Genomic DNA, 8,286 nt, shown 5'->3' on the forward strand with positions numbered 1-8,286 from the left:
ACCCCTCCCGAACCTGGGCCGGGACTATAGGGCGCGTGCGGCCGGAGTTAAGTCCCTCGTGGCGGCGCTGAGGTCGATGTGCTCGACGAGGTAGTCGATGAAGGCGCGCACGCGCGCCGGCAGGTCGCCCCTGCCGCCGATATAGACGGCATGCACCGCCTGGATGTCGCGCGGGTTCATGTCCTCCAACACCGGGACGAGCCGGCCGGCGGCGATGTCGGCGCCCACGTGCCACAGGGCCAGCCGGGCGACGCCGACGCCCTCCAGCGCCAGGCGCCGCGCCGTCTCGCCGTCGCCGACCTTGGCGTTGCCGCAGGCGGGCAGGGCGGCGTCGCCGTAGGAGGTACGGAACGGCCACTCCTCGAAGGCGCGGGCGAAGTTGAAGCCGATGCGGTTGTGGCGCTCGAGATCCTCGACGGACGCCGGCGTGCCTTGGGCGGCGAGGTAGGCCGGCGACGCGACTACCACCATCCGGCTCTCGCCCAGCTTGCGCGCGGTGAGCTGCGAGCCCTGCAGCGGGCCGGTGCGGATGGCCACGTCGGCGCGTTCCCCCATCAGGTCGATCACCACGTCGCTCAGCGCCAGGTCGAGCAGGATCTCGGGCTGGGCGGCCAGGAAGCCGGGCATGATCGGCACCAGGTGATGCTGGCCGAAGGCCACGTTGCTGTTCACCCGCACGCGGCCCTGCGGCCGCGCGCCGGAGGTCACCGCCCGCTCCGCCTCCTCCAGGTCGGCCAGCACCCGCACGGCCCGCTCATGGAACGCCGCGCCCTCCGACGTCAGTTGGAGCCGGCGTGTGGAGCGGGCGAACAGCCGCGCGCCCAGGCGTTCCTCCAACCGGCCGATCAGCTTGCTGACCGCGGACGGCGTCATCCGCAGGCTGCGCGCGGCGGCCGAGAAGCCTCCGTATTCCACGACCCGGACGAAGACCTCCATCTCCCCGGAGCGATTGGTTTCAGCGCGGGGCATGAATTGAACTCACAAGTGATGTTCCAGAGCGCTGTCTAATTCAACGCGGCGACGCACGCCATCTCACGGTTCGCAAGCAGAGCTGGAGATGCGGAATGCCGCTGGCGCTATACGCCCTCACCGTCGGGGCCTTCGGGATCGGAGTGACGGAATTCGTGATCATGGGCTTGCTGCTGCAGGTGTCCGGCGACCTCGGCGTCTCGGTCCCCGCCGCGGGCATGCTGATCACCGCCTACGCCCTGGGCGTGTTCGTCGGCGCTCCGGTGCTGACGCTGGCGACGCGGCGCCTACCGCGGAAGTCCACCCTGCTGATGCTGATGGGCATCTTCACCATCGGCAACCTGGCCTGCGCCCTGGCCCCCACCTACGAGGCCCTGATGGCTGCGCGGCTGGTGACGGCGCTGGCCCACGGGACGTTCTTCGGTGTCGGCTCGGTCCTGGCCGCCCAGCTCGTGGCCCCCGACAAGCGGGCCTCGGCCATCGCCCTGATGTTCAGCGGCCTGACCCTGGCGACGCTGGCCGGCGTGCCGCTGGGCGCCTGGATCGGCCTGGCGTTCGGCTGGCGCTCGACATTCCTGGCGGTGACGGTGATCGGCGGCCTGGCGCTAGCGGCCCTGGTGATCTTCGTGCCCCGGGACAAGGTGAAAGAAGACCTGGCGCCGCTCGCGGAAGAACTGGCGGTCCTGCGTCGCCCGCAGGTGCTGCTGGCCCTGCTGACCACCGTCTTCGGCTTCGGCAGCGTCTTCGCGGTGATCAGTTACATCCAACCGATGCTGGTGGACCTCGCCGGCTTTTCCAAGGCCGCGGTCTCGCCGATCCTGCTGGTCTTCGGCGGCGGGCTGTTCATCGGCAATATCGCGGGCGGCAAGCTGGCCGACCGCTGGCCTGTGGGCGCGCTGCTAGGCACGGTCGCCGCCCTGGCGGTCAGCCTGGGCCTGATGACCTTCGCGGTTCACAGCCAGTTCTGGGCGGTGGTGTTCACCGGCCTGCTGGGTCTCACCGCCTTCGCCACCGTGGCGCCGCTGCAGATCCGGGTGCTGGAGCAGGCCGGTGGGGCGGGGCAGGGCCTGGCGTCCAGCCTGAACATCGCCGCCTTCAACCTGGGCAATGCGCTGGGCGCGGGCCTGGGCGGCTACGTGATCGACCATGGCCCGGGTCTGGAAGCCCTGCCGATGACCGGCGCCTTCCTCACCCTGGCCGGCCTGGGCGTCGCCGCGGCGAGCCTCGCCGTCGGACGCCGGCCCGCCGCTATCGCCGCCTAAGGAGACCTCCAATGGAATATCGCAGTCTCGGCGCCTCGGGCCTGAAGGTGCCGGTGCTCAGCTTCGGCGCCGGCACGTTCGGCGGCGAGGGGCCGCTGTTCAGCGCCTGGGGCGACACCCAGGCGGCCGAGGCCCGCCGGCTGGTCGACATCTGCCTGGACGCCGGTCTCACCCTGTTCGACACCGCGGACGTCTATTCGAACGGCGCCTCCGAGACGGTGCTGGGCGAGGCGATCCGCGGCCGGCGCGGCCAGGTGCTGATCTCCACCAAGCTTGGCCTGCCGGTGGGGGATGGCCCCGACGAGGCGGGCACGTCGCGGCGCCGGCTGATCGGGGGCGTCGAGGCCGCCCTGCGCCGCCTCGGGACCGACCACATCGACCTGCTGCAGCTCCACGCCTTCGACGCGTCGACGCCGGTCGAGGAGGTGCTGTCGGCGCTGGACAGCCTCGTGCGCTCGGGAAAGGTCGGCTACGTCGGCGCCTCGAACTTCTCGGGCTGGCAGCTCATGAAGTCCCTGGCCGCCGCCGACCGCCATGGCTGGCCGCGCTACGTCGCCCACCAGGCCTACTATTCGCTGGTCGGCCGCGACTACGAGTGGGAGCTGATGCCGCTTGGCCTGGACCAGGGCGTCGGCGCGGTGGTCTGGAGCCCGCTGGGCTGGGGACGGCTGACCGGCAAGATCCGGCGCGGCAGCCCGCCGCCGGTGGGCAGCCGCCTGCACCAGACAGCCCAGTTCGGCCCGCCCGTCGACGATGAGCGGCTCTATCGCGTGATGGACGTCCTGGACGCCATCGCCACCGAGGCCGGCCGCACGGTCCCGCAGGTGGCGATCAACTGGCTGCTGCGCCGGCCCGGCGTATCGACGGTGGTGATCGGCGCGCGCAACGAAACCCAGCTTCGCGACAACCTGGGCGCCGTGGGCTGGGAGCTGACGCCGGAGCAGGTCGCCCGACTGGACGCCGCCAGCGCCGCCGAGCCGCCCTATCCCTATTATCCGTACTGGCGCGAGGGCGGCTTCAGGCGGCTGAGCCCGCCGCCGGTCTGAGGCCGAATCCGTCAATCATGCGGGCGCACCTCCGGAGACGCCCGCATGACCGCCCCCTGGACCGCTGTCGCCCCGATCCTGATGCTGGTGGCGTCGAACGTGTTCATGACCTTCGCCTGGTACGGGCACCTCAAGGTCGAGCACAAACCGCTCTGGATCATCGTCCTGGCGAGCTGGGGGATCGCGTTCTTCGAATACTGGCTGGCGGTCCCCGCCAACCGGATCGGGCGGCAGGTCTATGATCCCGCCGAGCTGAAGGCGATGCAGGAGGTCATCACCCTGGCGGTCTTCGCGGTGTTCTCGGTGATGTACCTGGGCGAGCGCTTCACGCTGAACCACGCCGTGGGCTTCGGCTTCATCGCCCTGGGCGCCTTCTTCGTCTTCAAAGGGCCCCTGTGAAGGCGCCGGATCGCGAGGCGGCCCGGCGCCGAACCCTATTTGCCGGCCGGCGCCGCGCCGCCCGCGGGCGTCATGGCCACGACCTCGTTGGTCTTGGAGATGAACTTCACGCCCTTGACCCGGCCGTCCTTGTAGCGGTCCCAGGCGCTCTTCACGTCGACGGGGGTCGGGCTCGCCGCCCCGGGCGTCGCCGGCTTCTGAGCCACGACGTCGACCTCGTAGATGCCGTCGGGCGGGGTCGCCGCATAGATCCGCGGCAGGAAGCCCACCTGGGTCCAGCCGCCACCGTCGGTGGTGGCCTTGGCTTCGAGGTTCAGGCCGCCACCCGCGTCGGGTGCGACGGAAGCGGACTGGATGGACAGCACCTGCTCCTGGCCGGCATAGAGCGGCGCTTGCCGGGCCAGGGATTTCTTCGGCGCCTCGGCCGCCGCCGTCGCAGCCGGCTCGGCGGGCTTCTCATTGCAGGCGCTGAGCAGCAAACAGGCCGCTACCGCCGCGAACGGAATCGCGCTTTTCAGCATTTCCAACCTCCCAATCCGGGCGGCTTTTTTCTGGCGACTCAAACGCCGCCGCCTCCGCCCCGTGGGTTGAGTTTGCGCCGATGGCGTCGGTTGGCGAGCGTTTCTTGCAGGCCGCCCTTTGGCGAACCACCTGAGCGGCCTATAAGCCCCGGTTCCTCAAGCAGACGCTCCCGCAAGGCCCATGTCCCGCATCCTCATCACCTCGGCCCTGCCGTACATCAACGGGATCAAGCATCTGGGGACGCTCGCCGGCTCCATGCTGCCGGCCGACGTCTATGCGCGATTCCAGCGGGCCCGCGGGCGCGAGACGCTCTACATCTGCGCCACCGACGAGCACGGGACGCCGACCGAACTGGCCGCCGCCGAGGCCGGCCTGGATCCCGCGAGCTTCTGCGCCGAGCAGCACGAGGTGCAGCACCGGCTGGGCCGCCAATTCGGCCTGTCATGGGACCATTTCGGCCGCTCGTCCTCGCCCCAGAACCACCGCCTGACCCAGAGGTTCGCGCAGCAGCTCTGGGAAGCCGGCTTCATCGAGGAGCGGGTCACCCAGCAGGTCTATTCCAACGCCGACAAGCGCTTTCTGCCCGACCGCTACGTGATCGGCACCTGCCCGCACTGCGGCTACGAGAGCGCGCGGGGCGACCAGTGCGAGAACTGCACGCGGGTGCTGGACCCGGCCGACCTGCTGCATCCGCGCTCGGCCGTCTCGGGCTCGACGGACATCGAGATCCGCGGCTCCAAGCACCTGTTCCTCCGCCAGAGCCTGTTCTCGGACAAGCTGCGCAGCTGGATCGAAAGCAAGCGAGGGAACTGGCCGCTGCTGGTGACCTCCATCGCGCTCAAGTGGCTGGACGAGGGGCTGCAGGACCGCGGCATCACCCGCGACCTGGAGTGGGGCGTGCCGGTCAACGCCTTCGAGTGGGGCCGGAACCCGGAAGGCCAGACGCCGGACATCGACGGCTTGGCCGGCAAGGTGTTCTACGTCTGGTACGACGCGCCCATCGAGTACATCGGCGCGACCTGGGAGTGGGCCGACGCGCGCGCCCAGGAGGCCGGAACCGGTCCCGCGGCCGAGGCCGACTGGGAGCGCTGGTGGCGCCAGCCGCAGGCGGCGGACGTGAAGTACGTCCAGTTCATGGGCAAGGACAACGTGCCCTTCCACACCGTGGGCTTTCCCTGCACCCTGATGGGCGTCAACGAGAAGGTCGACGCCAAGGGCCACTGGTCGGTCGTCAACAACGCGCCGTGGAAGCTGGTCGACGAACTCAAGGGATTCAACTGGCTGGACTATTACGGCGGCAAGTTCTCCACGTCGCAGAAGCGCGGCGTGTTCATGGACCATGCGCTGGAACTGCTGCCGCCGGACTACTGGCGCTGGTGGATCATGGCCAATGCGCCGGAAACCTCGGACGCCACCTTCGGCTGGGAGCAGTTCCAGGCGCAGGTGAACGCCGACCTAGCCGACGTGCTGGGCAACTTCGTCAACCGGATCTGCAAGTTCACCGAGACGCGCTTCGAGGGAATCGTGCCCGAAGGCGGCGCGCCCGGCGCCCTGGACGAGAAGCTGGAAGCCGACGTCCTGGCCAAGCTGCGCGAGTACACCGAGTTCATGGAGGACCGCGAGTACCGCAAGTCGGCCGCGGCGCTGCGGCAGCTCTGGGTCCTGGGCAACCAGTATCTGACCGAGGCCGCGCCCTGGACCGCGATCAAGACCGACCGCGACCGGGCGGCGGTGGCCGTGCGCTATGGCCTGAATCTGGCCGCCCTCTTCGCCAAGGTCTCCGAGCCGTTCATTCCGTTCGCCTGCGAGAAGATCAGCGAGGCGCTTGGCGAGCCGTTCCCGGCGACCTGGCCGTCGCTGGACGGGCAGGGGGTGCTGTCGGCTCTGCCGCCGGGCCGCACGATCCGCGCGCCCGAGGTGCTGTTCAAGAAGGTGGAGAACGAGCAGGTCGCCGAATGGCGCGAGCGCTTCGGCGGGCCGGAGGCCGAAACCGCCTAGAGGCTAGTGCGCCGGCGCGGGAACCTTCGGCTTGATGTCGAGGAAGTCGGGCATCACGGCGTTGTAGCGGGCGGTGTAGCCCAGGTCCTCGACCACGTCCTGGTGGCCCTGCCACATCATGTGCAGGGCGACGTACAGCACGATGGCCAGGCCGATGAAGCCGATCCAGCGGTACTTGTGCAGCAGGCGTGCGATGGCGTGCGCGGCCACGCCCATCAGCGCGATCGACATCAGCAGGCCGAAGATCAGGATCGTGGGGTGCTCGCGCGCCGCGCCGGCCACCGCCAGGACGTTGTCCAGCGACATGGAGACGTCGGCGACCAGGATCTGGATCAGGGCGTCCTTGAACGTCTTGGCCTTGACCTTGGGTTCGGTGGCCGGATCGTCGTCCATGGCCGCGGCGGCCTGAGCCTCATCATGGGCGGCCTGCTCGCGCAGTTCGCGCCACATCTTCCAGCAGACCCAGAGCAGCAGCAGGCCGCCGGCGAACAGCAGGCCCACGATGCCGAGGAGCTGGGTGGTGATCAGCGCGAAGCCGATGCGGGTGATCACCGCAGCGACGAGACCCCAGAAGATCGCCTTGCGCCGCATCGCCGGCGGCAGCCCGCCTGCCGCCAGGCCCACGGCGACGGCGTTGTCGCCGGCGAGGACCAGGTCGATCATCAGGACTTGGAAAAGGGCGGTCAGGGCGCCGGGGCTGAACAGCTCTTCGATCATCGGGCCTCAATGCGTCAGGCGGCGGCTGGCTGCAACAGTCGAGGCGTCAGCCTCGGGGCCTGGAAGCTTCGTACAGAGCCACGGCGGCGGCGGCCGAGACGTTCAGGCTCTCGAATCCGCCTGGCATGGGGATCTTGGCAAGCTCGTCGCAATGTTCGGCCACCAGTCGGCGCAGGCCTTCGCCCTCGGAGCCCAGCACGAGGACGGTCGCGGTCCCGTCCAGCACCTGATGCAGGCCGCGCTCGGCCTCGCCCGCCAGGCCGACGGTGCGCCAGCCGGCCTTGGAGAGTTCGTCGATGGCGCGCGACAGATTCACCACGCGCGCGACCGGCACCTGTTCCACGGCGCCGGCGGCGGCCTTGGCGAGGGCGCCGGTCAGCTTCGGCGCATTGCGGTCCTGCAGCACCATGCCCACCACGCCGAAGGCGGCGGCGGAACGCAGGATCGCGCCCACGTTCTGGGGATCGGTCACCTGGTCCAGCACGAGCACAACCGCGCCCGGACGGGCTTCGAAATCGGCCAGGTCGGCGTCTTCCAGCGGCGCGGGACGCAAGGCGATTCCCTGGTGTACGGCGCCTTGCGGCAGCCCCAGGCCGATCTGGTGGGCGTCGGCGACCTCGATCTCGACGGCGCTCTTGCGGCCGAAGCGCGCTTCGAGCTGCTTGGCCTTGTCGGGGGTGGCGACCAGCCGCAGCGGGGTTGCCCGCCTGGGGTTGGCCAGGGCCGCCTCCACCGCGTGCCAGCCCCAGATCCAGTCGTCGGAAACCCCGGCGGGGCGGCGTTCGGACCGGCCTTGAGGCCCCCCTCTGGGGTGGAATTTACGACCCTTTCGGGCGTCGTTGCGTTCCGTAGGCGAGGCCACTATAAGACGCGCTCCGATTTGGGGCCCCCTCGGTGGGTCGCCGCTTTTGGACTAAGAGTTGGGCGCTTTAAGCCCCTCGCGTCCGTTGGCGGAAGCCTTTTCTAGAAAGGCCTCATTTGGGCTCCGGGCGCGCTGGGGGAATGTCCCGAGTGGCAAAGGGGGGGGACTGTAAATCCCCTGCTGTAATGGCTTCGTAGGTTCGAGTCCTACTTCCCCCACCACGCGCCGGAAATGAAGTTGAACTGAGGAGTTGCGGCGGCCCCGCAAAGCTGTTGGCGGGTATAGCACAATGGTAGTGCAGCAGCCTTCCAAGCTGAGGATGCGGGTTCGATTCCCGCTACCCGCTCCAGCTCCTTGAACCGTTAGACCAAGCAACGCCGGCAGGATCCCGATGGCCAAAGAGAAGTTCGAACGCAACAAGCCGCACTGCAACATTGGAACGATTGGTCACGTTGACCATGGGAAGACGACGTTGACGGCGGCGATTACGATGACGCTGGCGAAGGCGGGT

At 69.3% G+C, this 8,286-nt stretch carries 9 protein-coding genes and 2 tRNA genes; 7 read left to right on the top strand and 4 right to left on the bottom strand.

Translation table 11 applies throughout. The features are described from left to right. Positions 1-24 precede the first annotated feature (24 nt). On the bottom strand, positions 25-969 hold the full coding sequence (locus EPO51_RS22105; protein WP_293354708.1) for a LysR family transcriptional regulator: 945 nt from the start codon (positions 967-969) through the stop codon (positions 25-27). 95 nt (positions 970-1,064) lie between these two features. Between EPO51_RS22105 and EPO51_RS22110 the strand changes: the two genes are divergently transcribed. From EPO51_RS22110 to EPO51_RS22120, 3 genes are read left to right on the top strand one after another with little or no spacing between them, the layout of a single operon-like run. Continuing rightward, complete coding sequence (locus tag EPO51_RS22110) at positions 1,065-2,231, top strand: MFS transporter (protein ID WP_293354711.1); 1,167 nt, start codon at positions 1,065-1,067, stop codon at positions 2,229-2,231. A gap of 11 nt (positions 2,232-2,242) precedes the next feature. Beyond that, a complete protein-coding gene (locus tag EPO51_RS22115) occupies positions 2,243-3,277 on the top strand; it encodes an aldo/keto reductase (RefSeq protein ID WP_293354714.1) in 1,035 nt (344 codons plus the stop codon). Positions 3,278-3,322: 45 nt separating this feature from the next. Continuing rightward, a complete protein-coding gene (locus tag EPO51_RS22120; RefSeq protein WP_293354717.1) occupies positions 3,323-3,676 on the top strand; it encodes a DMT family protein in 354 nt (117 codons plus the stop codon). Positions 3,677-3,711: 35 nt separating this feature from the next. On the opposite strand, the gene EPO51_RS22125 is transcribed toward EPO51_RS22120, so the two are convergent. Beyond that, entirely contained in the window at positions 3,712-4,197 is a 486-nt protein-coding gene (locus tag EPO51_RS22125; RefSeq protein ID WP_293354720.1) for a hypothetical protein, read from the bottom strand. Between the two features lie 181 nt (positions 4,198-4,378). On the opposite strand from EPO51_RS22125, the gene metG reads away from it, so the two are divergent. Beyond that, positions 4,379-6,196, top strand: a complete 1,818-nt coding sequence (metG, locus tag EPO51_RS22130) for a methionine--tRNA ligase (RefSeq protein ID WP_293354723.1) — start codon at positions 4,379-4,381, stop codon at positions 6,194-6,196. Positions 6,197-6,199: 3 nt separating this feature from the next. Here the strand turns inward: metG and EPO51_RS22135 are convergent, their stop codons facing one another. Continuing rightward, the gene (locus EPO51_RS22135) at positions 6,200-6,913 is read right to left on the bottom strand and encodes a TerC family protein (protein WP_293354726.1); all 714 of its coding nucleotides are present in this window, start codon (positions 6,911-6,913) and stop codon (positions 6,200-6,202) included. A gap of 46 nt (positions 6,914-6,959) precedes the next feature. Then, positions 6,960-7,775, bottom strand: coding sequence for a 23S rRNA (guanosine(2251)-2'-O)-methyltransferase RlmB (gene rlmB, locus EPO51_RS22140; RefSeq protein WP_293354729.1), 816 nt, complete (start codon positions 7,773-7,775; stop codon positions 6,960-6,962). Between the two features lie 134 nt (positions 7,776-7,909). Here rlmB and EPO51_RS22145 point away from each other — a divergent pair. From EPO51_RS22145 to EPO51_RS22155, 3 genes are all read left to right on the top strand, one after another. Then, positions 7,910-7,996: transfer RNA gene (locus EPO51_RS22145), tRNA-Tyr, on the top strand. 54 nt (positions 7,997-8,050) lie between these two features. Next, a tRNA-Gly gene (locus EPO51_RS22150) sits at positions 8,051-8,124 on the top strand. Positions 8,125-8,166: 42 nt separating this feature from the next. After that, the coding region (locus EPO51_RS22155; RefSeq protein WP_293345763.1) for a GTP-binding protein at positions 8,167-8,286 on the top strand (120 nt) is incomplete at its 3' end.

This window comes from Phenylobacterium sp. (assembly GCF_004297125.1).
Taxonomy (GTDB): domain Bacteria; phylum Pseudomonadota; class Alphaproteobacteria; order Caulobacterales; family Caulobacteraceae; genus Phenylobacterium.